The sequence below is a fragment of the Streptomyces broussonetiae genome (genome assembly GCF_009796285.1).
Classification (GTDB): domain Bacteria; phylum Actinomycetota; class Actinomycetes; order Streptomycetales; family Streptomycetaceae; genus Streptomyces; species Streptomyces broussonetiae.
Window position 1 is genome coordinate 6,553,000 of the sequence record NZ_CP047020.1, and the last position, 26,044, is coordinate 6,579,043.

At 71.4% G+C, this 26,044-nt stretch carries 24 protein-coding genes; 16 read left to right on the forward strand and 8 right to left on the reverse strand.

Going from position 1 to position 26,044, the window contains the following annotated elements; translation table 11 throughout:
* Window positions 1–9: 9 nt before the first annotated feature.
* Window positions 10–1,005, reverse strand: a complete 996-nt coding sequence (locus tag GQF42_RS30325; RefSeq protein WP_158925124.1) for an MDR family NADP-dependent oxidoreductase — start codon at window positions 1,003–1,005, stop codon at window positions 10–12.
* A 103-nt stretch (window positions 1,006–1,108) separates the two neighbouring features.
* On the opposite strand from GQF42_RS30325, the gene GQF42_RS30330 reads away from it, so the two are divergent.
* From GQF42_RS30330 to GQF42_RS30345, 4 genes are all read left to right on the forward strand, one after another.
* A complete protein-coding gene (locus GQF42_RS30330; protein WP_158925126.1) occupies window positions 1,109–2,017 on the forward strand; it encodes a LysR family transcriptional regulator in 909 nt (302 codons plus the stop codon).
* Between the two features lie 220 nt (window positions 2,018–2,237).
* Window positions 2,238–2,369 carry a hypothetical protein gene (locus GQF42_RS47000; RefSeq protein ID WP_158925129.1) on the forward strand — a complete coding sequence of 44 codons (132 nt, stop codon included), beginning with the start codon at window positions 2,238–2,240 and terminating at the stop codon, window positions 2,367–2,369.
* Window positions 2,370–2,449: 80 nt separating this feature from the next.
* The gene (locus GQF42_RS30340; RefSeq protein WP_158925131.1) at window positions 2,450–3,493 is read left to right on the forward strand and encodes a 3-isopropylmalate dehydrogenase; all 1,044 of its coding nucleotides are present in this window, start codon (window positions 2,450–2,452) and stop codon (window positions 3,491–3,493) included.
* Window positions 3,494–3,741: 248 nt separating this feature from the next.
* On the forward strand, window positions 3,742–4,830 hold the full coding sequence (locus tag GQF42_RS30345) for a branched-chain amino acid aminotransferase (RefSeq protein ID WP_158925133.1): 1,089 nt from the start codon (window positions 3,742–3,744) through the stop codon (window positions 4,828–4,830).
* A 92-nt stretch (window positions 4,831–4,922) separates the two neighbouring features.
* Here the strand turns inward: GQF42_RS30345 and GQF42_RS30350 are convergent, their stop codons facing one another.
* Window positions 4,923–6,359, reverse strand: coding sequence for a cytosine permease (locus GQF42_RS30350; RefSeq protein ID WP_158925135.1), 1,437 nt, complete (start codon window positions 6,357–6,359; stop codon window positions 4,923–4,925).
* A gap of 145 nt (window positions 6,360–6,504) precedes the next feature.
* Here GQF42_RS30350 and ureA point away from each other — a divergent pair, with 145 nt between their 5' ends.
* The 8 genes from ureA (at window position 6,505) to GQF42_RS30390 (ending at window position 14,852) form a co-directional block, all read left to right on the forward strand.
* Window positions 6,505–7,206 (forward strand): urease subunit gamma, encoded by a 702-nt coding sequence (gene ureA, locus GQF42_RS30355; RefSeq protein ID WP_158925137.1) that lies wholly within the window; start codon window positions 6,505–6,507, stop codon window positions 7,204–7,206.
* On the forward strand, window positions 7,203–8,927 hold the full coding sequence (locus GQF42_RS30360; RefSeq protein WP_158925145.1) for an urease subunit alpha: 1,725 nt from the start codon (window positions 7,203–7,205) through the stop codon (window positions 8,925–8,927). Before ureA ends, GQF42_RS30360 begins: the two co-directional genes overlap by 4 nt.
* Before the next feature lie 16 nt (window positions 8,928–8,943).
* Window positions 8,944–9,987, forward strand: coding sequence for an agmatine deiminase family protein (locus tag GQF42_RS30365; RefSeq protein WP_158925147.1), 1,044 nt, complete (start codon window positions 8,944–8,946; stop codon window positions 9,985–9,987).
* Window positions 9,988–10,013: 26 nt separating this feature from the next.
* Window positions 10,014–10,502, forward strand: a complete 489-nt coding sequence (locus tag GQF42_RS30370; RefSeq protein ID WP_158925149.1) for a hypothetical protein — start codon at window positions 10,014–10,016, stop codon at window positions 10,500–10,502.
* Window positions 10,499–11,110: a TetR/AcrR family transcriptional regulator gene (locus GQF42_RS30375; RefSeq protein ID WP_158925151.1), complete on the forward strand. Its 612-nt coding sequence runs from the start codon at window positions 10,499–10,501 to the stop codon at window positions 11,108–11,110. Before GQF42_RS30370 ends, GQF42_RS30375 begins: the two co-directional genes overlap by 4 nt.
* 95 nt (window positions 11,111–11,205) lie before the next feature.
* Entirely contained in the window at window positions 11,206–12,516 is a 1,311-nt protein-coding gene (locus GQF42_RS30380) for an MFS transporter (RefSeq protein ID WP_158925153.1), read from the forward strand.
* Window positions 12,517–12,802: 286 nt separating this feature from the next.
* Entirely contained in the window at window positions 12,803–14,413 is a 1,611-nt protein-coding gene (gene cimA, locus GQF42_RS30385; protein WP_158925155.1) for a citramalate synthase, read from the forward strand.
* Between the two features lie 13 nt (window positions 14,414–14,426).
* A complete protein-coding gene (locus tag GQF42_RS30390) occupies window positions 14,427–14,852 on the forward strand; it encodes a VOC family protein (protein WP_158925157.1) in 426 nt (141 codons plus the stop codon).
* 40 nt (window positions 14,853–14,892) lie between these two features.
* On the opposite strand, the gene GQF42_RS30395 is transcribed toward GQF42_RS30390, so the two are convergent.
* A complete protein-coding gene (locus tag GQF42_RS30395) occupies window positions 14,893–15,492 on the reverse strand; it encodes a GOLPH3/VPS74 family protein (RefSeq protein ID WP_158925159.1) in 600 nt (199 codons plus the stop codon).
* A 53-nt stretch (window positions 15,493–15,545) separates the two neighbouring features.
* Complete coding sequence (locus tag GQF42_RS30400) at window positions 15,546–17,420, reverse strand: ricin-type beta-trefoil lectin domain protein (protein WP_158925161.1); 1,875 nt, start codon at window positions 17,418–17,420, stop codon at window positions 15,546–15,548.
* Window positions 17,421–17,600: 180 nt separating this feature from the next.
* On the opposite strand from GQF42_RS30400, the gene GQF42_RS30405 reads away from it, so the two are divergent.
* The gene (locus GQF42_RS30405) at window positions 17,601–18,983 is read left to right on the forward strand and encodes a hypothetical protein (protein WP_158925163.1); all 1,383 of its coding nucleotides are present in this window, start codon (window positions 17,601–17,603) and stop codon (window positions 18,981–18,983) included.
* A 26-nt stretch (window positions 18,984–19,009) separates the two neighbouring features.
* On the opposite strand, the gene GQF42_RS30410 is transcribed toward GQF42_RS30405, so the two are convergent.
* Window positions 19,010–19,201, reverse strand: a complete 192-nt coding sequence (locus GQF42_RS30410; RefSeq protein WP_158925165.1) for a hypothetical protein — start codon at window positions 19,199–19,201, stop codon at window positions 19,010–19,012.
* 167 nt (window positions 19,202–19,368) lie between these two features.
* Entirely contained in the window at window positions 19,369–19,965 is a 597-nt protein-coding gene (locus GQF42_RS30415; protein WP_158925167.1) for a YceI family protein, read from the reverse strand.
* Between the two features lie 347 nt (window positions 19,966–20,312).
* Here GQF42_RS30415 and GQF42_RS30420 point away from each other — a divergent pair, with 347 nt between their 5' ends.
* From GQF42_RS30420 to GQF42_RS30430, 3 genes are all read left to right on the forward strand, one after another.
* A complete protein-coding gene (locus GQF42_RS30420; protein WP_158925169.1) occupies window positions 20,313–22,652 on the forward strand; it encodes a polysaccharide lyase 8 family protein in 2,340 nt (779 codons plus the stop codon).
* A 154-nt stretch (window positions 22,653–22,806) separates the two neighbouring features.
* Window positions 22,807–24,402: an acyl-CoA carboxylase subunit beta gene (locus GQF42_RS30425; protein ID WP_158925171.1), complete on the forward strand. Its 1,596-nt coding sequence runs from the start codon at window positions 22,807–22,809 to the stop codon at window positions 24,400–24,402.
* A 57-nt stretch (window positions 24,403–24,459) separates the two neighbouring features.
* Window positions 24,460–24,654 carry an acyl-CoA carboxylase subunit epsilon gene (locus tag GQF42_RS30430; protein ID WP_158925173.1) on the forward strand — a complete coding sequence of 65 codons (195 nt, stop codon included), beginning with the start codon at window positions 24,460–24,462 and terminating at the stop codon, window positions 24,652–24,654.
* 172 nt (window positions 24,655–24,826) lie between these two features.
* On the opposite strand, the gene GQF42_RS30435 is transcribed toward GQF42_RS30430, so the two are convergent.
* Complete coding sequence (locus tag GQF42_RS30435; RefSeq protein WP_026248371.1) at window positions 24,827–25,408, reverse strand: GTP-binding protein; 582 nt, start codon at window positions 25,406–25,408, stop codon at window positions 24,827–24,829.
* Entirely contained in the window at window positions 25,389–25,958 is a 570-nt protein-coding gene (locus tag GQF42_RS30440; RefSeq protein ID WP_158925175.1) for a DUF742 domain-containing protein, read from the reverse strand. Before GQF42_RS30440 ends, GQF42_RS30435 begins: the two co-directional genes overlap by 20 nt.
* Window positions 25,959–26,044: the final 86 nt, after the last annotated feature.

Consider the following 26,044-nt stretch of genomic DNA (forward strand, 5'->3'; position numbering starts at 1 on the left):
CCGACACGGTCAACTCGGCGCGCGAACCAGCATCTTGCCCGTGTTGCCCCCGCGCAGCATCAGCAGGAACGCCTCCACGATCCGCTCGAAGCCGTCGATCACCGTCTCGTCCGACGTCAGCGCTCCGCTGCGCAGATGCGGCACGGCGAAGTCGTACAGCTCCTCCTGCGCGTCCAGGTGGTCCTTGACCAGGAAGCCCTCGATGCGCAGGCTCTTCTCCACGACGTCCGCGTGGTCGAACAGGACGGGTGGGGCGTCCGGGGTGTTGTACTGGCTGATCGTGCCCACCCGCACCACCCGGCCCCGCCCGCGCAGCGCGCCGACCGCCGCGCCGAGGTGGCCGCCGCCGACGTTGTCCACGAAGACGTCGATGCCGGTGGGGGCGGCGGCGGACAGCAGACCGGCCACCGGGCCGGTGCGGTAGTCGAACGCCGCGTCGTAACCGACCTGCTCCGTCAGGTACGTCACCTTCTGCGGGGTGCCCGCGCTGCCGATCACCCGGCCCGCGCCGAGCAGCCGGGCGAAGCGGCCCGCCGCCGTGCCGACCCCGCCCGCCGCGCCGGAGACGAACACGTCCTCGCCCGCGCGCAGCCGGGCGATCCGGGTCAGGGCGACGTACGCCGTCAGGCCGGTGCCGCCCAGCACGCCCAGATACGCCGACAGGGGCACGCCCGGATGGTGGGGCAGGCGGCGTACCTCCTCGGGGCGGAGCACGGCGTGCGTGCGCCAGCCCTGCCGGTGGAAGACGATCTCGCCCTCGGGCAGCTCCGGTGTCCGTGAGGCGGTGACCCTGCCCAGCGTGCGGCCCTCCAGCGGGGCGTTCAACGCGAAGTCCGCGTCCATCATCTCGCGGTGGTACGGGTCCACGGACCACAGCAGGTTCTGCACCAGGGCCGTGCCGGGTGCCGGTTCGGGCACCGGGGACTCGGCGAAGCGGAAGTGGTCCGCGGTGGGGAAGCCGGCGGGGCGGGCGGTCTGCTGCACGGTGAGCGCGGTCTCGGTCATGACAGGGGACGCTAGGCAGGAATGCCGGGTGCGGGCAGGGGGTTGGGCTCATGGAACGCGCCGATCCATGAAGCGGCCTCATACACACAGGTGGGAGCCCCGAGTGACCGCAGCCGACCTTGCCCCGCAGGAGCTGAGGACCCTGGTCGCCGTGGCCGACGCGGGGGCTTTCTCCGCCGCGGCCGACCGGCTCGGGACCACCCAGTCCGCCGTCTCGCACGCCGTGCGCGGCATCGAGCGCAAGCTGGGTGCCGTCCTCTTCGAGCGCGGCCGGTTCGGTGCCCGGCCGACCCCCGCGGGGGAGCGGGCGGCGGCCCACGCCCGGCGGGTGCTGCGCATGCTCCAGGCGCTGGCCGCCGACGTCCGCGCCGCGGACACCGGCGAGATCTCCGGTCCGCTGCGGATCGCCGCCTTCCGCAGCGCGGCCCTGCATCTGCTGCCACCCGCCCTGGAGCGGCTCGCCGCGCGGCACCCCGGCATCGACGTGACCGTCACCGTCGTGCGGGAACTCGGCGCCGGCACCGCGGGCGAGGTCGCCGCCGGGCGGGCCGACCTCGGCATCGCCACCCTGAGCGGGCCGCCGCCGGCCGGACTGGTCGGCGGGGAACTGCTGCGGGAGCCGTACTTCCTGGTGCATCCGGCGGGCCGTCCGGACCCGCGCGCCCTCCCGCTCGTCGACTGGGCGGAGAACTGCGGCTCCTACACCCGTGCCTGGTGGGCCGCCCAGGACTGGATCCCCGCCGCCACCGTGAGCGCCGAGGACGACGGCGCGGTGCTGTCCATGGTGGGCAGCGGTCTCGGTATGGCGATCATGCCCGCGCTCTCCCTCACCGGGGCGCCGGACACCGTGGAGATCACCGATCTCGGACCGGAACGGCCGTACCGCTGCGTCGGCTACGTCAGCACCCAGGAACTGGCCGCCACCGCCACCGTACGGGCCCTGATCCGCACCCTGCGTTCGCTCGAACCGCCCACCCCCGAACGCGCGAAGGCCCAGCTCAGAGCGGTGTGACACGAGTCGGCGTCTCAGATAGTAGGAAGTCCGAGTACTTGTGCAGACAGAAGCGGGGCGCTCCCTTAGTTTTGTAGGAGCCGAACGCATCGCTCGATCCAGCGAATGGCGGTCGTGAGCCGGGCCTGTGCAGGCAACCCCTGCGGCCCCTGGCTCCCCGCCCCTGAGGCGTCTCGAAATCCCTCTGTGTGCTTCGCGTTTGCCGAAGGAGTCGATCCCCATGGCCGAGACGACCGTCCGCCGCCGTGTCCGCCACGTGTCCCGCACGAGCGAGGCCGACCGCAAGAACGCCGCCGCCGCCCTCCAGCGCGCCCTCGACCGCCGCGACAACGGCGGCGAGACCGGACACTGAGAGCCCCGGCAGGATGCACCGGCGTGTCCGCATGGCGGACACGCCATGTCATCACCTGGGACGAGGAGTAGGGTGCCCGCATGTCTCGCAGCATCAATCTCGCAGTGATCCCCGGTGACGGCATCGGCCAGGAGGTCGTGTCCGAGGGGCTGAAGGTCCTCTCCGCGGTGCTTCCGCAGGACGTGAAGCTGGAGACGAAGGAGTACGACTTCGGCGCCCGGCGCTACCACGCCACCGGTGAGACCCTCACCGACGCCGACCTCGACGCCCTCAAGCAGCACGACGCGATCCTGCTCGGCGCCATCGGAGACCCGTCGGTGCCGTCCGGTGTGCTGGAGCGCGGCTTCCTGCTCAAGCTCCGCTTCGCCTTCGACCACCACGTCAACCTCCGGCCGAGCAAGCTGCTCCCCGGCGTGGCGACCCCGCTCGCCGGCCAGCCGGAGATCGACTTCGTCGTCGTCCGCGAGGGCACCGAGGGCCCGTACACCGGCAACGGCGGCACCATCCGCAAGGGCACCGAGCACGAGGTCGCCACCGAGGTCTCCGTCAACACCGCCTACGGTGTCGAGCGCGTGGTCCGCGACGCCTTCGCCCGGGCCCAGGCCCGCCCGCGCAAGAAGCTCACGCTGGTCCACAAGAACAACGTGCTGACCTTCGCCGGCCACCTGTGGACGAACATCTTCAACCAGGTGGCCACGGAGTTCCCCGAGGTCACCACCGACTACATCCACGTCGACGCGGCCACGATCTACCTGGTGACCGACCCGGCCCGGTTCGACGTGATCGTCACCGACAACCTCTTCGGCGACATCATCACCGACCTCGCCGCGGCCGTCTCCGGCGGCATCGGCGTGGCCGCCTCCGGCAACATCAACCCCGGCCGCGACTTCCCGTCCATGTTCGAGCCGGTCCACGGCTCGGCCCCGGACATCGCCGGACAGGGCAAGGCCGACCCCACCGCCACCGTCCTGTCCGTCGCCCTGCTGCTGCGTCACCTCGGTTACGACGCCGAGGCCGACCGTATCGACGCGGCCGTCACGGCGGACCTGACCGAGCGCGCCACGCTGGGCGCGCGAAGCACCGCACAGATCGGCGACGCGCTCGCCGGGCGAGTAGCCGGCTGACCCGGCCGCTCCACCAAGGGAAGCCGCCGGGTCGGACGACCACCCGGCGGCTTTCGCATGTCCCCGCCGGGTGCCACCATCAACCCTCGGGCCGCCTTCACCCCGATTCCGTCCGCCGCAGTCCCCGCGCGATAATCGAACGCGGAGCCGCGGTATGAGGGAAAGCTCGGACGTCCTAGCACCGACTGAGAAGCCGGTACGGGCGTGAGCGCGGCCCGGTCACTACAACCGGTGAAGGACAACCACTCATGACGACGCCTACGATCGAGCTCAAGCCCTCCGCCAGTCCCCTCGCCGCCGCCGAGCGCGAGGCCATCCTGGCCAACCCCGGGTTCGGCCGCCACTTCACCGACCACATGGTGACGATCAAGTGGACGGAAGGCCGCGGCTGGCACGACGGCCAGCTCGTTCCGTATGCGCCCATCCCTCTCGATCCCGCGACCAACGTCCTGCACTACGCCCAGGAGATCTTCGAGGGCCTGAAGGCCTACCGCCAGCCCGACGGCTCGGTCGCCCTGTTCCGCCCCGACCAGAACGCCAGGCGCTTCCAGCGTTCCGCCAAGCGCCTCGCCATGCCCGAGCTGCCGGTCGAGACGTTCGTCGAGGCCTGCGACCTCCTGGTCCAGCAGGACCGGGACTGGGTGCCCGCGCACGGCGGCGAGGAATCCCTCTACCTGCGCCCGTTCATGATCGCCACCGAGGTCGGCCTGGGCGTCAAGCCGGCCAACGAGTACCTGTTCATCGTCATCGCCTCCCCGGCCGGCGCGTACTTCCCGGGCGGCGTGAAGCCGGTGTCGATCTGGGTCTCCGAGGACCGTGTCCGCGCCGTCCCCGGCGGCATGGGCGACGCCAAGACCGGCGGCAACTACGCCGCCTCCCTGCTGGCCCAGGCCGAGGCCGCCGCCAAGGGCTGCGACCAGGTCTGCTACCTCGACGCCGTCGAGCACACCTGGGTCGAGGAACTGGGCGGCATGAACCTGTACTTCGTGTACGGCAACAAGATCGTCACCCCGGCCCTGACCGGCTCCATCCTGGAGGGTGTCACCCGTGACTCCCTGCTGGCCGTCGCCCGCGACCTCGGCTACGAGTCCGTGGAGGGCCGCGTCTCCGTGGACCAGTGGCAGCGTGACTCCGAGAACGGCAGCCTCACCGAGGTCTTCGCCTGCGGCACCGCGGCCGTGATCACCCCGGTCGGCACGGTCAAGCGCGACAGCGCCGAGTGGAAGCAGTCCGGCGGGGAGCCCGGCGAGGTCACCCTCCGGCTGCGCCAGGCCCTGCTCGACCTGCAGCGCGGTACCACCGAGGACAAGCACGGCTGGATGCACCGCATCGGCTGACGCCGACAGCTCAGCGGGAACCGCCGCGACGGGCCTTGGGTCGTCCCAAGGCCCGTCGCGGCTGGTCGCACAGTTCCCCGCGCCCCTTCGCGCTACGCGCTCAGGGCCGCCTCGGACTCGTGGTCGAGTTCCGTGGCGGCCCCCGTCTGTTCCGTGCGGAACGTCAGCAGCAGGTACGCCAGGCCGCCGACCGCGCCCGACAGCAGGAAGCTGCAGTCCACGCCGCCGGTCAGGTGCAGCAGCGGACCCTGGTACGTCGGCAGGGACACCGCCAGCAGACCGACCCCGGCGCCCAGCGCCCAGGAGACGGTCGCCCGCATGTTCCAGCCCGCCCGGTACCAGTAGATCCCGCCCCGTGAGCGGCGGTTGAAGACCTGCAGGGCGTCGGCGTCGTACACCCCCCGGCAGCGGGCGAAGCCGATGAGGGTGATGACGGCCCACGGGGTGCCGATCGCGGTGAGCAGCAGCACGAAGGACGTCATCGCGGACTGTGCGTTCCAGGCGTAGTGGCCGACGAAGACACAGGCAGTGGCGACGATGGCGACCGTGTGGGTGGCGCGGGCGCGGGAGGCCCTGGGCAGGATTGCGTCCAGGTCCAGGCCCATGGAGTACAGCATCAGACCGGCGTTGCCGACCGAGCCCGCGGACGCGGACAGCAGCAGCGGCACCAGGTACCAGGTGGGGGAGGCGCTGACCAGCGGGCCCGCGTAGTCGGTGGCCGCGTGGGCGGCGTACGCGGTGAAGGTGCCGAACAGCTGCGGCACCAGCAGGCCGAGGACCAGGCCGAGCCAGGTGGAGTGCAGCACCCGGCGGCTGTGGTGGCGCAGGGGGGAGATGTAGCGGGTGTAGTCGCCGAGGAGCGTGATGAAGGCGATGGGGCCGGACAGGCCCGCCGCCACGGCCGCCAGGAACCAGGTCGGCCAGAAGGAGCCCAGCAGATAGCCGCCCGCGCCGGGCAGCGCCGCGGTGGTGAAGTGCGGGGCGTACGCGAAGATCCCGAGGATCAGCAGGGCCGTCATGCCGATCGCGAGGACGCGGGACATGGCGAGCAGCACCCGGTAGCCGTAGACCGCGCCCGCGACGGTCGCCGCCGCCAGCACCGCGTAGACGACGGCGTACGACATCCCGTCCGAGGGCAGTCCGAACATCCGGCCGAGCACGCCGATCATCACGTCCCCGCCGATCCACACGGTCAGTGCCGTGTAGCCGAGGGCGAGCAGCAGGCCGACGACCGAGCCGACCAGCCGGCCCCGGACGCCGAACTGGGCGCCGGAGGAGGTGGACAGGTTGGTCGCGGTGCGCAGCGAGACCAGCGCGAGCGGCGCCGTGAACAGCGTGCCGATCACCGTGCCCGCCACGATCGCGCTCACCGACGCCCACCAGCCGAGCCCGAAGGACGGCGGCAGCCAGCCGAAGATGATCACTCCGAGGCAGAGGTTGGAGCCGAGCAGGATCGAGACGAGGTCGCGCGGCCCGCTGGTCCGCTCCTCGTCCGGGATCGTGTCGACTCCGCGCTGTTCTATCGGCATGGCTGGGTCTCCTTCGACGGCCACCGTGAGAGTTAGAGCGACGTTCAATCTGGGTGACCGGATTCCGGATGTCAATGTTTCCGTTTCATGAATCTTGCGTTTAGAGTGATGCTCTAAATCGTGGAAGGCAAGGAGGCGTCGGGACGTGAGACTGACCCCTACGGAACGTGACCGGCTGCTGCTCTTCGGCGCCGCCGAGCTGGCCCGGGCCCGCCGGGCGCGTGGTCTGAGGCTGAATGTGCCCGAGGCGACGGCGCTGATTGCGGACGCCGTGTGTGAGGCGGCCCGGGACGGCAGGCGGTTGGCCGAGGCGATCGAGGCGGCCCGTTCGGTGCTCGGTCCCGAGGACGTCCTGCCGGGTGTCGCGGACGTGGTCACCGAGGTGATGGTCGAGGCCGTCTTCGACGACGGCTCGCGTCTGGCGGTGGTCTCCGCCCCGATCGGCGGGGGCGGGCTGGGCGAGGGGGGTCCGGGCGCGCTGCTGCCCGGCCCCGGGCACGCCGAGCCCGCGGCGGTGGTGCGGCTCGGAGTCACCAACACCGCGGCCGTGCCGGTCTCGGTGACCTCCCACTTCCACTTCTTCGAGGCGAACCCGCGCCTGGACTTCGACCGCGCGGCCGCCTACGGCATGCGTCTGGCCGTACCCGCCGGGTCCTCGGTGCGGTTCGGGCCGGGTGAGAGCGAGGAGGTCGGGCTGGTGCCGATCGGCGGTGAGCGGATCGCGATCGGTTTCGCGGGGCTGGTCGACGGGCCGCTGGACGCGCCCGGCGCGAAGGAGGAGGCCCTGCGCAGGGCCGCTGCCTGCGGCTATCTGGGAACCGTGCCGGAAGGAGGCGAGGAGCGATGAGCCGCTCGAAGGGACGCGAGGTGAGCCGGGCGATCCACGTCGACCCGCACGCCTACGCCGCCACCCACGGCCCCCGGGCCGGTGACCGCATCCGCCTGGGCGACTCCGGACTCACCATCCGTGTGGAGTGCGACTCCCAGCGCTACGGCGACGAGTTCCTGGCCGGGTTCGGCAAGACCGCCCGTGACGGTCTGCACCTCAAGGCCGCCGCCGTGCGCGAGACCTGTGACGTGGTCATCAGCAACGTGGTCGTGATCGATGCGGTGCAGGGCATCCGCAAGGTGTCCATCGGTATCCGTGAGGGGCGTATCTGCGCCGTGGGGCGGGCCGGGAACCCGGACACCCTGGACGGGGTCGACGTCGTCGTCGGCACCGGTACCTCGATCGTGTCCGGCGAGGGCCTGATCGCCACCGCGGGCGCGGTCGACACCCACGTCCACCTGCTCTCCCCGCGCATCATGGAGGCATCCCTGGCCTCCGGTGTGACCACGGTCATCGGCCAGGAGTTCGGCCCCGTGTGGGGCGTGGGCGTCAACTCGCCCTGGGCGCTGCGCCACGCCTTCAACGCCTTCGACGCCTGGCCCGTCAACATCGGTTTCCTGGGCCGGGGTTCGTCCTCCGACGACGCTCCCCTGATCGAGGCCCTCGCCGAGGGCGGCGCCTCGGGTTTCAAGGTCCACGAGGACATGGGCGCCCACACCCGCGCCCTGGACACCGCCCTGCGGGTCGCCGAGGAACACGACGTCCAGGTCGCCCTGCACAGCGACGGGCTGAACGAGTGCCTGTCGGTCGAGGACACCCTCAGGGTCCTCGAGGGCCGCACGATCCACGCCTTCCACATCGAGGGCTGCGGCGGCGGGCACGTGCCCAACGTGCTCAAGATGGCCGGTGTCCCCAACGTCATCGGCTCCTCCACCAACCCCACCCTGCCCTTCGGCCGGGACGCGGTCGCCGAGCACTACGGCATGATCGTCTCCGTCCACGACCTCAAGCCCGACCTGCCCGGCGACGCCGCCATGGCCCGCGACCGGATCCGGGCCGGCACCATGGGCGCCGAGGACGTCCTGCACGACCTGGGCGCGATCGGCATCACCTCCTCCGACGCCCAGGGCATGGGCCGCGCCGGCGAGACCGTGCGCCGCACCTTCGCCATGGCCGGCAAGATGAAGGCCGAGCTGGGCCCCCTGGCAGGCGACGGCGAGAGCGACGACAACGCCCGCGTCCTGCGCTACATGGCCAAGCTCACCATCAACCCGGCCATCGCACACGGCCTGTCCCACGAGATCGGCTCGATCGAGGCCGGCAAACTCGCCGACATCGTGCTGTGGCGTCCGGAGTACTTCGGCGCCAAACCCCAGCTCGTCCTCAAGTCCGGCTTCCCGGCATACGGCGTCGTCGGTGACCCCAACGCGGCCACCGACACCTGCGAACCCCTCGTCCTGGGCCCGCAGTTCGGCTCCTACGGCACAACCGCCGCGGACATCTCCGTCGCCTTCGTCGCCCGGGCCGCCCTCGAGCAGGGAAACGACCGGATGCCCACCCGCCGCCGCCGCGTCGCCGTGCGCGGCACCCGCGGCATCGGCCCCGCCGACCTGCGGCTGAACGCCCGCACCGGAGCAGTCGACGTCGACCAGGCCACCGGCCTGGTCACCCTCGACGGCGACCCCCTGCGCTCCGCACCCGCCGACTCCGTCTCCCTCAACCGCCTCTACTTCCTCTGAGAACCCGGGAACCCCTATGACCACCCCCGCCGCCGACGGCTTCCACATGCCCGCCGAATGGACCCCGCACGAGCGCACCTGGATGGCGTGGCCGGGCCCCAACCCCACCTTCGACGACCCCGAGGACCTCGCCGCCTCCCGAGCCGCCTGGGCGTCGGTCGCCCGTGCCGTCACGCGCTTCGAACCGGTGACGGTGGTGTGCGGCCCCGGCCGGTCGGCCGAGGCGCAGGCGCTCCTCGGTCCCGCCGTCACCACCGTCGAGCGGGACCTGGACGACGCCTGGATGCGGGACATCGGCCCCACCTTCCTCACCAACGGCGAAGGTGAACTGGCCGCCGTGGACTGGACGTTCAACGGCTGGGGCGCCCAGGACTGGGCCCGCTGGGAGCACGACTCCAAGATCGCCGCGTATGTCAGCGACCTCGCGGGCGCGAAGACGTACGCCTCGCAGCTGGTCAACGAGGGCGGCGCGATCCACGTCGACGGCGAGGGCACCGTGCTGCTCACCGAGACCGTGCAGCTCGGCCCCGAGCGCAACCCGCACTGGTCGAAGGAGGAGGTCGAGGCCGAGATCCACGCCCACCTCGGCACCAGCAAGGCGATCTGGCTGCCGCGCGGCCTCACCGGCGACTACCCGCCCTACGGCTTCGGCACCCTCGGCCACGTCGACATCGTCGCCGCGTTCGCCCGCCCCGGCGTCGTCGTCGCCCACCACCAGCCGGACCCCGCGCACCCCGACTTCGAGGTCACCAAGGAGGTCATCGGCCTGCTGAAGTCGGCGACCGACGCGCGCGGACGCAAGCTGGAGGTCGTCGAGGTCCCCGCGCCGACCGTCCTGGAGGCCGACGGCCACTGGGCCGACTACTCCTACATCAACCACTACCTCTGCAACGGCGGCGTCGTGCTGTGCGGCTTCGACGACCCGCGCGACGAGATCGCCGCCGGGATCTTCCGCCGGCTCTTCCCCGAGCGGACGGTGACCCTGGTGGACGCGCGCACGATCTTTGCGGGCGGCGGCGGCATCCACTGCATCACCCAGCAGCAGCCGAAGGTCCGGTGACGTCCGCGTTCAGGTAGAACATACGCGTGGATGTACTGCTCTGCGCCGCGTGCGGCCGTCGGCCGACCGAACCGGTCCGCCGTCTCGACGAGATGCCCGAGGGCCCCGGCCGGGACGGGCTGTCCGGCCCCGACGGACCGCTGCGGCCCCCGGCGCTGCTGTCCCGCGGCACGTATGCCGTGGACCCGCTCCCGCACGGGGCGCCCTTCGTCCCCGCCCCGGACGGCGAGGAGTACGACGCAGTGGTGCCCGGCGGGAGGTGGATGTCCGACGAGCGCGGGTTCCGCGTCTCCGCAGGCCCGCGCGGCACCCGCGTCCTGCACCCGCTCGACGTCGTCGGACTCGGCCTCCACCCGGACGTGATGCGGAGCGTCGGCTGCTGTGGCCCGGACGGGGAGCACGGCGTCAACCGGCTGTGCCCCTGTGGTGCGGAGGTGGTGATCGCGGCCGCGGACTGCACCAGCGAGTACGCGACCCGGTTCGTCCCCGACGTCGTACGGACGGTCCCGGCATGAGCGCGACCCCTTCCCCCCGCCGCCGCACGCCCGCCCCGCCGCGCGAGGAGGTCCTTGCCGCCGCCATGGACATGATCGCCGAGCGCGGTCTGGAGAAGCTCACCATGGCGGCGCTCGGCCGCGAGGTCGGCATGAGCAGCGGCCATCTCCTCTACTACTTCCGCTCCAAGGACGAACTGCTGCTGCAGGCCCTGGAATGGAGCGAGGGGCGGCTGGGCGCCGAGCGGGGCCGCCTGCTCACCCGCCCCGGGACCGCTCGTGAGCGGCTGGCCGCGTACGTCGACCTGTACGTCCCCGACGGCCACCGTGATCCGCACTGGACGCTGTGGCTGGAGGTCTGGAACCGCTCGCAGAACGCCGACGAGGACGCCCGCATCCGGCAGGCCGCGATCGAGGGCGCGTGGCACCGCGACCTGGTCGCGCTGGTTGCCGAGGGGGTTTCCCGGGGAGAGTTCCGCCCGGTGGACGCGGACCGCTTCGCGGCAAGGCTGCGTGCGCTGCTCGACGGATTCTCCATCCATGTGGCGATCGGGCTGCGTGGCACCGATCGCGAGCAAGTGCTCACACATGTACGGGAGTTCATCGCACAGACGCTTGTGGCGCCCTGACCCCGGCATCGTCGTGCCCGCTCGCACGGTGGCCCGCGCCCTTCGAGGCGCGGGTAAAGGAATCCTTTCCTCCGCCACCGGGCAGGTAACGCCGCATGGGACGAGAACACTGGAAGAAGATCTGGGTCGGCTCTGCGGGCAACATGGTCGAGTGGTTCGACTGGTTCGTGTACGCGAGCTTCGCCACGTATTTCGCCGGCGCGTTCTTCCCGAGCGGCAATCCCACCGCCCAGCTCATGAACACCGCCGGCATCTTCGCGGTGGGCTTCTTCATGCGGCCCGTCGGCGGCTGGCTGCTCGGCAGGGTCGGTGACCGCAAGGGGCGCAAGGCGGCGCTGACGCTGACCGTGACGCTGATGTCGGCGTCGGCCGTCCTCATCGCCGTCGCCCCGACCTATGCGGTCGCCGGCTACGGCGGCGCCCTGGTGCTGCTCGTCGCCCGCCTGCTGCAGGGCCTGTCGGTCGGCGGCGAGTACGCGGCCAGCGCCACCTATCTGACAGAAGCCTCGGACCCGAAGAACCGGGGCTTCGCCTCCAGCTTCCAGTACGTCTCCATGACCGCGGGCCAGATCCTCGGCCTCGGTCTGCAGATCATCCTCCAGCGCACCCTGTCCGACTCCGCGCTGCACAGCTACGGCTGGCGCATACCGTTCGTCGTGGGCGCGCTCGGCGCGGCGATCATTTTCTACCTGCGCCGCAGCATGCTGGAGACCGAGGTGTACGAGGAGGACACCTCGCGCGCCGGGGAACGCGGCACCCTGCGCGCCCTGTGGCAGCACAGGCGGGAGGCGTTCCTGGTCGTCGCGCTCACCATGGGCGGCACCGTGGCGTACTACACGTACACCACCTATCTGACCAAGTACCTGTCCAACTCGGCCGGGCTGTCCAAGCAGACGGCGACGCTCGTCTCCTTCACCGCGCTGATCGTCTTCGCCGCCCTCCAGCCGCTCGCGGGCCGTCTGTCGGACCGGATCGGCCGGCGTCCGCTGCTGATCACCTTCGCGGTCGGCTCCACCGTCCTCACCGTGCCGATCATGACCCTGCTGGGGCACGCGAACGGCTACTGGTCCGCCCTCGGCCTCGCCCTGCTCGCGCTCGTCGTCGTCACCGGCTACACCTCTATCAACGCCTGTGTGAAGGCCGAGCTGTTCCCGACCGGCATCCGCGCCCTGGGCGTGGCCCTGCCGTACGCCCTCGCCAACGCCCTGTTCGGCGGTACGGCGGAGTACGTCGCGCTGTGGTTCAAGAACGCCGGCCTCGAGTCCGGCTTCTTCTGGTACGTCGCCGGATGTGCCGCCGTGTCGCTGGTGGTGTACGTCGCCATGCGCGAGACGAAGGACCTGGACCTGGCCCGGGTGAAGGCCGTTCAGGAGGCCGGGGAGTCCAGCGTGCCGACCGCATCCTGAGACGGTCCGTGAGTCGGGGGCTGGGGTGTGCCAAACTGCCTCCGTGCTCTCGTTCGCCATGATTATTGGCAGCAGGCGCGCCGGTCCGCAGTGACCACACGTACGACCAGGTACGGGTGGCCATCGTCGTCCTCGACCCGCGCGCAGACCTCTCGCACCCGCGAGGGGTTTTTTCGTTTTCCGGCCCACCTTCAGCCGGGAGCGACAGTGCGAGGGACCATTGGGGGGACGGTGGAGCCGGTCATTCCGGTAAGACCGAAGATCCACAATCAGGAGCCTTGAGACCATGACCGAGACGGCAACCAGCGAGCCAGACGACTCGTTCCACGTCTTCGACACCACGCTGCGCGACGGCGCGCAGCGCGAGGGCATCAACCTCACCGTCGCGGACAAGCTCGCCATCGCCCGGCACCTGGACGACTTCGGCGTCGGCTTCATCGAGGGCGGCTGGCCCGGCGCGAACCCCCGGGACACCGAGTTCTTCGCCCGGGCGCGGGCGGAGGTCGACTTCCGTCACGCCCAGCTCGTCGCCTTCGGCGCCACCCGCCGCGCCGGCGCCAGGGCCGCCGAGGACCCTCAGGTCAAGGCGCTCCTGGACTCCGGCGCCCCGGTGATCACCCTGGTCGCCAAGTCGCACGACCGGCATGTGGAACTGGCGCTGCGCACCACCCTGGACGAGAACCTGGAGATGGTCCGCGACACCGTCTCCCACCTGCGCGCGCAGGGCCGCCGGGTGTTCGTGGACTGCGAGCACTTCTTCGACGGCTACCGCGCCAACCCCGAGTACGCCAAGGCCGTCGTCCGCACCGCCGCCGAGGCCGGCGCCGACGTCGTCATCCTCTGCGACACCAACGGCGGCATGCTGCCCGCCCAGGTCCACGCGGTCGTCGCCACCGTGCTCGCCGACACCGGCGCCCGGCTCGGCATCCACGCTCAGGACGACACCGGCTGCGCGGTCGCCAACACCCTCGCCGCCGTCGACGCGGGCGCCACCCACGTGCAGTGCACGGCCAACGGCTACGGCGAGCGGGTCGGCAACGCCAACCTCTTCCCGGTCGTCGCCGCCCTGGAGCTGAAGTACGGCAAGAAGGTGCTGCCCGACGGGAAGCTCCGCGAGACGACGCGGATCTCGCACGCCATCGCCGAGGTCGTCAACCTGACGCCCTCCACCCACCAGCCGTACGTGGGAGTGTCGGCCTTCGCCCACAAGGCCGGCCTGCACGCCTCCGCGATCAAGGTCGACCCGGACCTGTACCAGCACATCGCCCCCGAACTGGTCGGCAACACCATGCGGATGCTGGTCTCCGACATGGCGGGCCGTGCCTCGATCGAGCTCAAGGGCAAGGAGCTGGGCATCGACCTCGGCGGCGACCGCGAGCTGGTCGGCCGGGTGGTCGAGCGGGTGAAGGAGCGCGAGCTCAAGGGCTACACCTACGAGGCCGCCGACGCCTCCTTCGAACTCCTGCTGCGCGGCGAGGTCGAGGGCCGCCCGCTCAAGTACTTCGACGTCGAGTCCTGGCGGGCCATCGTCGAGGACCGGCCCGACGGCACCCACGCGAACGAGGCCACGGTGAAGCTGTGGGCCAAGAGCGAGCGGATCGTCGCCACCGCCGAGGGCAACGGCCCGGTCAACGCCCTCGACCGCGCCCTGCGCGTGGCCCTGGAGAAGATCTACCCGCAGCTCGCCGCACTGGAGCTGGTCGACTACAAGGTCCGCATCCTCGAGGGCAAGCACGGCACCCAGTCCACGACCCGGGTGCTGATCTCCACCTCGGACGGCACCGGCGAGTGGTCCACGGTCGGCGTGGCGGAGAACGTCATCGCCGCCTCCTGGCAGGCCCTGGAGGACGCGTACACGTACGGCCTGCTGCGTGCGGGTGTCGAGCCGGCGCAGTAGGCACAGTGGAGGCATGACCTCACACGAGAGCGGGCCCCTCGCCGGGGCCCGTGTCGCCACCCGGCTGCCCGCAGGGGACCTCGACCGGGCCCGGCGCTTCCACGCCGGGGCACTCGGCCTGGAACCCGTGGACGAACGCCCCGGCGGGCTGCTGTACCGATGCCGGGGCGTGGACTTCGTCGTGTTCCGCTCGACGGGGACCTCGCCCGGCACCTTTACCCAGACGGCCTTCGAGGTGGACGACATCGAGGTGGCCGTGGCCGAGCTGAAGCGTCGGGGCGTGGCCTTCGAGGACGTCGACGCACCCGGGTTCCGCACCCGGGACGGCATCGCCGAGATCGAGGGCAACTACCCGAGCAAGGGCGCGCGGGGGGAGCGGGGCGCCTGGTTCCGGGACAGCGAGGGGAATCTGCTGGGCATCGGGGAGTTGGTCAGGTAGTCACGGCGCACGACGGCGCTCAGGGCGCTCGCCGGACGTTTCAGGGCGCTCGCCAGATGTTGTCGAACGCCGCGTTCTCGATACGGCGACGCGTGCGGACGCCCTCCAGCTCGTTCACCGCGTCGCCCACCGCCGCCAGGACCGTGAGCACGGCCTCGTCGGTGGGGGCCTCGGCCGGGTGGTCGTCCTCGATGCCGAGGGTGCCGGCGAGGCCGGCGAGGACCGGTTCGCGGGACCACCAGCGGTCGGCCGCCTGCTGCCGGGCCAGGGTGTCGGCCGGGGCGCCGCCGGCCGGGCGCCGGGCCAGCCAGTGGCGGCGCTTCCCGGTGAGCTGCCCCGCCGACTCCAGTGCGTCGCGGTAGGCGGCGGCCAGCCCCCGGCCCCGGCGCCACAGCCAGTCCTCGACCGTCTCGTACGGCTCCTGCCGCACGAGCGCCGCCCCGGCCTCGTCCAGCATCCGGTCGCCCGTGGTCAGCTCGGGACCGGGCACGATGCGCTCGCCGGCCAGGGTGAGTGCCCGCGCGCCGAGCAGGTCGACCAGCTCGGCGCCGGCGAGCGCGAGTGACAGGTCGCCCTGCTCGACGGGGTGCTCACCGGGCACGTCCAGGCTGACGAGGAACAGATCCTGCGGTGTGGTCATACCCCCCACCATGTCCCCGGGGAGGGCCGACGCGCAGCACGGCGCACGGGGTTTTACTGCAAGTGCCACTTCTGGTTCGCGGCCCCGGTGCACGACCAGATCTGGGCCCGCGCCCCGTTCGCGGAGGAGTTGTCCGTGACGTCGAGGCACTTGTTCGCGGCCGTGTTCACCACGTCGTCCGTGGCGGCGTCGTACGACCACTGCTGGGCGCCGGTGCCGTTGCAGTCGTAGAGCTGCACCTTCGCCCCGTCCGCCGTCGACGCCGACGTCACGTCGAGGCACTTGCCGAGCGCCTGGACCGATCCGTCGGCCATCACGGTCCACTGCTGGGCGCCGGAGCCGTTGCAGTCGTACAGCTGCACGGCCGTCCCGTTGGCGCTCGAACCGCCCGCCACGTCAAGGCACTTGCCCGCCAGGCCGACGAAGGAGCCGGACCGGCTGCCGCCGTCGGACTGGGTGCCGGACCAGGTGAAGGTCGCCGAGGTCTGGCCGGGCAGCGAGTAAGTGGCATGCTCGGCACCCCAGTTGATGGTGACGTTCTGTGCCGAGGCGGAGTCGTTGTACGCGATCAGCGCCTTGCTGCCGTCCGGGTTGCGCCAGGCCACGTTCGGCACCGTGGTGGACGCCGTCGAGGCGATCCGCTGGGCGCCCGGCCGTACGAACTTGGTCAGCTGGCCCATGTCGTAGTACTCGACCGTGTAGTCCACCGTCCCGCTCTGCCCGTCCCCGTTGTGCACGGTGACCAGCCCGGTGCAGGTGCCGCAGCCGCCGTTGTGCGGGCCCATGTTCTGGTCCACGGCCAGCGACCACTTGGTCACCGACTTCGCCCAGTTGCGCGTGTAGTCGATGATGTTCGACATGTCCTCGCGCTGCTGGTCGGCGACCCAGGTGCCGCCTGAGTGCTCGGTGCCGAAGGCGTCCAGGTTCGGGTACTGGTTGTGCACGGTGGTCTGCTCGGAGACGTCGCCGCCGTAGCCGTGCCAGGCGATCCCGCCGAAGTTGGGGTGGTTGCGGATCGTCGCGTCGTCGACGAGCGCGGACGCGTAGGAGTCGTAGACGTCCCAGTTCCAGTCGTGCGCGAGGACCCTGGTCGCGAGGCCCGCCGACTGCAGCTGCGGCAGCAGGTTGTTCTTGAGGAAGTACTGCAGGCCGGAGGCGTTCCAGCTCATCGACGGATAGCCGGAGCAGCAGGTCGGCTCGTTCTGCGGGGTCACGTAGGAGACGTTGATCCCCTGGTCCTCGTACGCCTGGAGGTACTTCACGAAGTAGGAGGCGTACGCGCCGTAGTCCTCGGCCTTGAGCCAGCCGCCGTTGAGGGAGCCGCTGTCCTTCATCCAGGCCGGGGCCGTCCATGGCGAGGCCATGACGGTCAGTGAGGGGTTGAGCTGGAGCGCCTGCCTGGTGAGCGGTGCGACGTCGGCGAGGTCGTGCGCGATGGAGAAGCTGTTCAGGTTCGGGTCCGTCTGCCCGGCCGGCACGTCGTCGTACGTGTAGCCGTAGCGCGCGAGGTCCGAGGCGCCCATCGGGTTGCGCAGGAACGACAGCCCGATGCCGTCCGTCGGCGAGAACAGCTTGCGCATCGTCGCGTCCCGGGTCGTCTGGGACAGGGCTCCGCTGCTGTTCATCAGCCAGGCCGCGGTGTCGGTGAAGGACGCGCCGCCACCGGTGAAGGTCTGGTAGCGGGTGTTCTCGTCCACGGTGATGTTGGTGCCGCCGCCACCCGTTCCGGACTGGAACGCGAACGGCGTCTGCGCCTGCAGCCCGCGCACGACATGCCGGCCGGCGGTGTCGTCGGTGGTGGTGAGCCAGGCCGTGACCTGTTCACCGGCCGCGTGCGCGGGGGGTACGGCGGCGGTGACGCCGGCGGCGGAGAGCAGTCCGGCCAGCAGCAGCCGGACCGCGCGGGGGGTTCTCCGGGTTCTCCACATGGTGCGTCGCCCTTCCTCTCGGGTCGACGGGACTGGGAGCCGTGAGTTCGGAGTTAACTCACGACGTGAGCTAAGTCATGAGTGAACCACGGGTGGCGGGTGAGGTCTATACCAAGAACGGTTCCGCTCACCGCCCTGCCGCTATGCCCCGATTCCTTGTGCTTCAGGTAACTTCGAACCATGAAGGCCGTCCCGTGGGCCCGCAGCCTCCCCGCCCTCCTGCTGGCCGCTCTCGCCCTGGTCCTGGCGACCGCACTCGCCCCGGCGGCGAGCGCGGACACGAGCATCTCCACGATCGCCCGCGCGCTGCACGAGGGCCCGGTCTACGTCGACCCGGCGGCGGCCTCCCAGCTGCCCAAGGCGGACGCCGACGCCCTTGCGAAACGGATCAGGGCCGCGAACAAACCGCTGTTCATCGCGGTGCTCCCGGCCGGCTATCCGACCAGCGGACTGTTCGCGGACCTGCGCGCGGCGACCGGCGTCACCGGTCTGTACGGAATCCGCCTGGGCGACCGCTTCGACGCCCGCGGCGACTCCTCCGTCATCTCGGCGACGGCCCGGCAGAACCTGGTGTCGAGCGTCCGGGGCGAGCCCGCCGCCACCCAGCTCACCGACTTCACCGACCGCGCCCTGGCCACCATCGGCGGCCACGCCCCCAGGAGCTGGAGCGCCTCGTCCGGTTCCGGCGGCCGGGTGTCCGGTACGGCGGTGGTCGTCACGGGCGCTGTGCTGGTGGCCGCCGGCGTGGGCGCGTACACACTGGTCCGGCGCGGCCGGCGGCGGCGCGAGGAGGAGCAGCGGGCGGCCCTGGGCCGGTTGCGGGTGGTCGTGGACGAGGACATCACGGCCTTCGGTGAGGAACTGGACCGCCTCGACTTCCATCCGGCCGAGCAGGGCGCCGACGACGCGATGCGCGCCGACTACGAGCGCGCCCTGGACGCCTACGAGACCGCCAAGCGGCGCATGGCCGCCGCGCGCCGCCCGGAGCACGTCCGCACGGTCACCGAGGCCCTGGAGGACGGCCGCTTCTCACTCGTCCAGCTCGCCGCCCGCCGCGAGGGCCGCCCGCTGCCCGAACGCCGGCCGCCCTGCTTCTTCGACCCGCGCCACGGCCCCTCGGTCTCCGACGCCGACTGGACCCCGCCCGGCGGCGCCCCGCGCCGGGTGCCGGTGTGCGCGGCCGACGCCACCCGGCTGGCCGACGGCCGCGACCCGGTGATCCGCGAGGTCGACACGGAGTACGGCCGCCGCCCCTACTGGGACGCGGGCCCGGCCTACGGCCCCTGGGCCGGTGGCTACTTCGGCGGCGGCATCCTGCCCGGTCTGCTCGTCGGCACGCTCCTCGGCAGCGTGATGGCCACGCCGTCGTACGCGGCCGACTACGGCGCCGGATACGGCGACTTCGGCCCCGGCCACGACAGCGACTACGACGGCGGTCACGAGGGCGGCGACGTCACCGGCACGGACTTCGACGCCGGGGACTTCGGGGGCGGATTCGGGGACGGCGGTGACTTCGGCGGGGGCGGGGGAGACGGCGGCGGTGACTTCGGCGGAGGTTTCTGAAGGGGAAGGGGGCTCCTGAGGGCCCGTCACCCCGCGCTGTCACTCGCGCTCTCGCGCTCGCTCTCCGGGGATCCCGGCCGTTCCAGCACCGTGGCGGCCCGCGCCGGCAGCCCGCGTTCCGTCTCGCCGAGCGCGCCCGGCGCCCCGGCGAGCCGGGCGTCCCGCGCGGTCATGTCCCGCTCCGGCGTCCGCTGCCCCGCCTCGGTGAGCGACAGCATCGCGTCGGCCTGGTGGCTGCTTCCGGTGGGCGCCGGGGGGCGGATGCCGGGAGCCGGCCGGTCGGGGCGCGGCCCGGGCCGGCGGTGGAGGGTAAAAGCGGCGGCGCCCGTCTCCCCTGCCGGGGGAGCGGGCGCCACCGCTGTACGGCCGACCGACGGCCGCAGGCTCAGGCGTTCTTGATCGCCGAGATGTCGAAGTTCAGCTTGATCTTGTCGGAGACCAGCACGCCGCCGGTCTCCAGCGCGGCGTTCCAGGTCAGGCCCCACTCCGAGCGCAGGATCTCGGTCTTGCCCTCGAAGCCGACGCGCTCGTTGCCGAACGGGTCCGTCGCGGCACCGTTGAACTCCAGCTCGATGGTGATCGACTTGGTCACGCCGAGGAGGGAGAGGTCGCCGGTGATGCGGTAGTCGTCGCCGCCCAGGGCCTCCGCCTTGGTGGAGCGGAAGGTCATGGTCGGGAACTCGTCGATCTTGAAGAAGTCGGACGACTTCAGGTGCCCGTCACGGTCGGTGTTGCCGGTCTCGATGCTCGCCATGCTGACGTCGAGGGAGGCGGTGGACCCGGCCGGGTTCGCGCCGTCCAGGTGCAGGGTGCCGGTGAAGTCCCCGAAGGTGCCCTTGACGTTGGTGACCATGGCGTGCCGGGCGACGAAGCCGAGCGTCGTGTGCGCCGGGTCGATCGTGTAGTCACCGGTCAGCGAGGTCAGGTCCGGGCCCGTGACGGTGGTCGTGGGGGTGCTGTCCTTGCGGCTGAAGATGCCCATGTCGTGCTCCAGAGAAGTATCGGTTGAACGTTAAACGAACTCGTCGACTTCGAAGGTAGACCCATTCGGTTCAGGTTTCAACATCATCCGCAGAGTGTTTTCACCGTTACGCACAGTGGTGCCGTTCTGCCCCTGGTGGACGCGTGCCGCACTCGGGCACCATCTCCCTGTACCGCCTGCACAGCCGTCGTACATCAAGAACAACTTCACCTGCATCGGTCCGCGCGGCGACGGCTCCCCGCAGTGGCAGTCCGGTTCCGGCACATCTACGCCGACGAGGGCAGCCACTGGGACGCCCTCCGCTGCAACTGCGGTGGCTGCTGAGACCGGACGGAGGGGAGAGAGCGGTGTCCGGACTCCCGCGCCCGCCCCGGCGCACGCTGCTGCTGGCCGCCGCCCTCGTCCCGGCCCTGGCCTCCGGTGCCCGGGCGGCCGGCGGTCCCGATCCCTACGACACCCTGCGCCGCCGCTGGCTCGACATCGCGCTCGGCACGGGCTACGACCCGGGCGCGGCACCGTACGCCCTGCGACTCGGCCAACTCGGCGTCCAGGCGCGCGAGTTCAGCGGCACCATGGCGCCCGCCCCCGACTCCCTCTGGCCCGGGCACCCCTTCGACCCGCCGGCCGGCATCACCTTCAGCTACGGTCGGCTGTGGACCATGGCCCAGGCCTGGGCCCAGCCGGGCACCGGCGCCACCGGCGACCCCGCGCTGCTCGACGCCGTCCTGCGCGGGCTCGACCATCTCCGCGTCCGCGTCTACAACCCTTCCACCAGCCGCTACGGCAACTGGTGGGAGTGGCAGATCGGCAGCCCCCGGCTGCTCATGGACATCACCGCCGCCCTGTACGAGCGGCTCGGCGCCGACCGGATCGCCGCCGCCTGCGCGGCCGTGGGCCACTTCGTCCCGGACGCGATGCTCACCGACTACTCCGGCACCTCCACCGGCGCCAACCGCGTCGACCTGTGCCGCTCCGTCGCCCTGCGCGGGATCCTGGGCCGCGACGCCGGCCGGATCTCCCTGGCCCGGGACGCCCTCTCGCCCGTCTTCCCGTACGTCGCCCGGGGGGACGGCCTCTACGCCGACGGTTCCTTCGTGCAGCACATGTGGGTCGCCTACTCGGGAACGTACGGCCAGGTCCTGCTCGACGGCCTCGGACGGCTGTTCGCCCTGCTCGCCGGCTCGCCCTGGGAGGTCACCGACCCGGCCCGGCAGAACATCCTGGACGGTGTCGAGCACGCCTGTGCGCCCCTGATCCACGACGGGCTGGTCATGGACTGCGTCAACGGCCGTGCCATCAGCCGGGGTTGCCTGCAGGACGACGACCTCCACCTCATGCGCAGCGACCACTTCCACGGGCGGGCGCTGATCGCCGCCGTCGCGCTGCTCGCGGGCGGGGCGGCGCAGGAGCAGCGGGAGAGGTGGTACGGGCTGGTGAAGGGGTGGATCCAACGGGACACCACGGCACCGGTCCTGACGGCGCAGCAGTTCGATGTCGCCGACCTCGCGCGGCTGCACGCGGTCGCCGCATCGTCCGTCCCGCCCGCCCCGGAACCGCTCGGGCACCGGCTCTTCCCGGCCATGGACCGCGCCGTCCACCGCGGCTCCCGCTTCACCGCCGCCCTGTCCATGGCCAGCGACCGCATCGCCCACTACGAGTGCGGAAACGGCGAGAACCCGCGCGGCTGGCACACCGGTTCCGGGATGCTGTACTGGTGGCCGCAGGGCCGCGGAGACCGGTCCGACCGGTCCGATCAGTACACAGACTGGTTCTGGCCGACCGTCGACTGGTACCGACTGCCGGGCACCACCGTCTCCACCAAGCGCCTCGCCGACCGTGCCGGCGGGGAATGGGGCGCGCCCAAGCCGGACGTGCGCTGGGTGGGCGGCGCGACGGACGGCACGTACGCGGCCGTCGGGCAGCATCTCAAAGGCCTCGGCTCCACCCTGGAGGCCCGCAAGTCCTGGTTCTTCCTCGACGACGCCGTGGTCTGTCTAGGTGCCGGGATCAGCTGCGCCGACGGCGTCCCGGTCGAGACGGTCGTGGACAACCGCAACCTGGGGGAGAACGGCACCCAGGCCTTCGTACGCGGCCGGCACTGGGCGCACCTGGAGGGGCACGGCGGCTGGATCCTGCCCTGCGGAGGCGCACTGCACGCCCTGCGCGAGGACCGCACCGGCGCCTGGTCGGACATCAACGAGGGCGGCACCCGGGAGCGGCGCACCCGGCGCTGGCAGACCCTGTGGCTCGACCACGGCACCGACCCGGCCGAGGCCTGCTACCGCTACGTCCTGCTCCCCGGCGCCTCCCGCGCCGAGACCCAGGCGCGGGCCGCCGACCGCCACTGGCTGTCGGTCCTCGCCAACGACGGCGCCCGGCAGGCCGTCGCCGTGCCCCGGCTGGGGCTGACCGGCGCGAACTTCTGGCGGGCCGGTACGGTGGGGGACCTGAGCGTCTCGGCGGGGGCGAGCGTGCTGATCGTCCGCCGGGGCCGGACCGCCGTCCTGTGCGTCAGCGAGCCGCCGCGCACCGGTGAACCGCTGGAGATCGTCTGGGACCGCCCGGTGCGTGCCGTGCTCCGCGCGGGAGAAGGTGTCGGGATTCTCGCGGCGGACCGCCGTCTGAGGCTGCGTGTCACTCCGGGGATGGCATGTTCCGGCCGCGAATGTGAGGTGGCTCTCAGGTGACTGCTTTGTTGCCTCTCCACAACTGCGAGGCCCTCTGAACAGTCGGAACGGCTGCACGCGGCCCTGGTTCTGTTCACTGGTACCAGGAAAACGGGCCGGAGACTGTACGGAGTCGACGGCTCGCTTTCCGGGGTGTCCTTCGTAAGGTCGCTACATGACCGTTTTGGAAGAGACGACGGGTGAGCCGACCGGCGAACCGGCGGACGCGCGCGGACGGGTCGCCGAGCTGCACGAGATCCGTGCCAGGGCCGTGGCCGGCCCCAGTGAGAAGGCGACGGCGGCGCAGCACGCCAAGGGCAAGCTGACGGCGCGGGAGCGGATCGAGCTGCTCCTGGACCCGGGGTCCTTCCAGGAGGTCGAGCAGCTGCGCCGGCACCGGGCGAGCGGGTTCGGGCTGGAGGCGAAGAAGCCGTACACCGATGGTGTGATCACGGGCTGGGGCACGGTGGAGGGCCGTACGGTCTTCGTCTACGCCCATGACTTCCGGATCTTCGGCGGTGCGCTGGGCGAGGCCCATGCGACGAAGATCCACAAGATCATGGACATGGCCATCGCGGCCGGTGCGCCGCTGGTGTCGCTGAACGACGGCGCGGGTGCCCGTATCCAGGAGGGTGTCTCGGCGCTCGCGGGGTACGGCGGTATCTTCCAGCGCAACACCAGGGCGAGCGGTGTCATCCCGCAGATCTCGGTGATGCTGGGTCCGTGTGCGGGTGGTGCGGCCTACAGCCCCGCCCTGACGGACTTCGTGTTCATGGTCCGTGAGACCTCGCAGATGTTCATCACGGGTCCGGACGTGGTCAAGGCGGTGACGGGCGAGGAGATCACCCAGAACGGCCTGGGCGGTGCCGATGTGCACGCCGAGACCTCCGGTGTGTGCCACTTCGCGTACGACGACGAGGAGACCTGCCTCGCCGAGGTCCGTTACCTCCTGTCGCTCCTCCCGCAGAACAACCGCGAGAACCCGCCGCGCGTCGAGCCCTCCGACCCGGTCGACCGCCGCAGCGACGTCCTGCTCGACCTGGTCCCGGCGGACGGCAACCGGCCGTACGACATGGCCAAGGTCATCGAGGAGATCGTCGACGACGGCGAGTACCTGGAGGTCCACGAGCGCTGGGCGCGGAACATCATCTGCGCGCTGGCCCGCGTGGACGGCCAGGTGGTCGGCATCATCGCCAACCAGCCGCAGGTCCTCGCCGGTGTCCTGGACATCGAGGCCAGCGAAAAAGCTGCGCGCTTTGTCCAGATGTGTGACGCTTTCAATGTCCCGATCGTCACCTTCCTGGACGTCCCCGGCTTCCTCCCCGGAGTCGACCAGGAGCACGGCGGAATCATCCGCCACGGCGCGAAGCTGCTCTACGCCTACTGCAACGCCACCGTGCCGAGGATTTCGCTGATCCTGCGCAAGGCGTACGGAGGTGCCTACATCGTGATGGACAGTCAGTCGATCGGTGCCGACCTGACCTACGCGTGGCCGACCAACGAGATCGCGGTGATGGGCGCCGAGGGCGCGGCCAACGTCATCTTCCGCCGGCAGATCGCCGGGGCCGAGGACCCCGAGGCCATGCGGCAGAAGATGGTCAAGGAGTACAAGGCCGAGCTGATGCACCCGTACTACGCGGCCGAGCGCGGCCTGGTGGACGACGTCATCGACCCCGCCGAGACCCGCGAGGTCCTGGCCAAGTCCCTGGCCATGCTCCAGTCCAAGCACGCCGACCTGCCGTCCCGCAAGCACGGCAACCCCCCGCAGTAACCGAGCGGACCCGCCGCGGCAACCCCGCGGACCTCTCTTCCACGGAGACTGACACCCATGAGCACTCCTGACATCCGCGTCGAGAAGGGCCACGCCGAGCCCGAGGAGGTCGCCGCCATCACGGCCGTCCTCATGGCCCGCGCGGCCGCCCGGACGGCGACCGACGGCCCGACCCACCGACGCCGCGCCAGGGCCGGCTGGCGCCGCCTGGAGCGCGAGGGCGGCTTCCGGGCACCGCACAGCTGGCACTGAGCCTTTCCAGCCCTTCCGTACGCGAACGGCCCCGCTCTCCCCTCGGGAGGGTGGGGCCGTTCGCGTCGGTCGGAGCCACCGCCTCTGCGTCGGCGCGTCCACACATGCCGACGGCCCCCGTTCCTCCCGGGAAGAGAGGCGGGGGCCGAATCCGGTGGTACGGCGCGGAGCCCTAGCGCAGGCGCGCCATCAGCGCGTGCTCCACCAGCGTGATCAGCGCCGACTTGGCGTCCGCGCGGTGGCGGGCGTCCGTCGTGATGATCGGGGTGTCGGGGCCGATCTGGAGCGCCTCGCGCACCTCGTCCGGGTTGTACGGCTGGTTGCCGTCGAAGCCGTTGAGGGCGATGACGAAGGGCAGGCCGCTGTTCTCGAAGTAGTCGACGGCCGGGAAGCAGTCGGCCAGGCGCCGGGTGTCCACCAGGACGATCGCGCCGATGGCACCGCGTACCAGGTCGTCCCACATGAACCAGAAGCGGTCCTGACCGGGCGTACCGAAGAGGTACAGGATCAGGTCCTGGTCCAGGGTGATGCGGCCGAAGTCCATGGCCACCGTGGTGGTGGTCTTGTCTCCGGTGTGGGTGAGGTCGTCGATGCCCGCGCTGGCGGACGTCATGACGGCCTCGGTGCGCAGCGGGTTGATCTCCGAGACGGCACCCACGAACGTGGTCTTGCCCACGCCGAAGCCGCCCGCCACCACGATCTTGGCGGAGGTGGTGGAGCGGGAAGGACCGCCGCTAGAGCTTGCGAAGTCCACTGAGCACCCTTTCGAGCAGTGTCACGTCTGGCTGGCCACCGGCGTTCTCGTCGCCGCCGGGCTGATGGATGGCGACCAGGCCCGCCTCCGCCAAGTCGGCGACGAGAATCCTGGCCACGCCGAGGGGGATCGTCAGCAGCGCCGAGATCTCGGCGACCGACTTGATCTCCCGGCACAGGTTGCAGATCCGCTGATGTTCGGGCAGCTGGCCCTGCATCTGGTGCGGAGCGGCGGTGGTGTGCACCAGTGCCTCGATGGCGAGCTGGTAGCGCGGGCGGGTCCGGCCGCCGGTCATGGCGTACGGACGCACCAAGGGGTTGTTCGATGCGGACGCGGGCGCGGGCTCGGGGCGACGCTGCGGTTGCACCGGCTGGATGCGCGGCGCCGGCGGCTGGTCGTACGGCGAGGGACCGGGGCCCTGCGGTGCGTACGGCTGCCGGTGGCTCGGGGCGGAGGGGAAGTTGTACCGGTTCGCCGAACCGTCGCCCTGGCCCTGGGCAGGGCCGTACGACCAGTTTCCCGAATGCGAACCGCCTGGGGGTGTTGCCACTTTCTCCTCCTCCGACTGTGCCGGGCACCCATCGCTGTGGAGCCGCGTCCCGAAACCTTACGGCCCCGGGACGCGAATACACACCG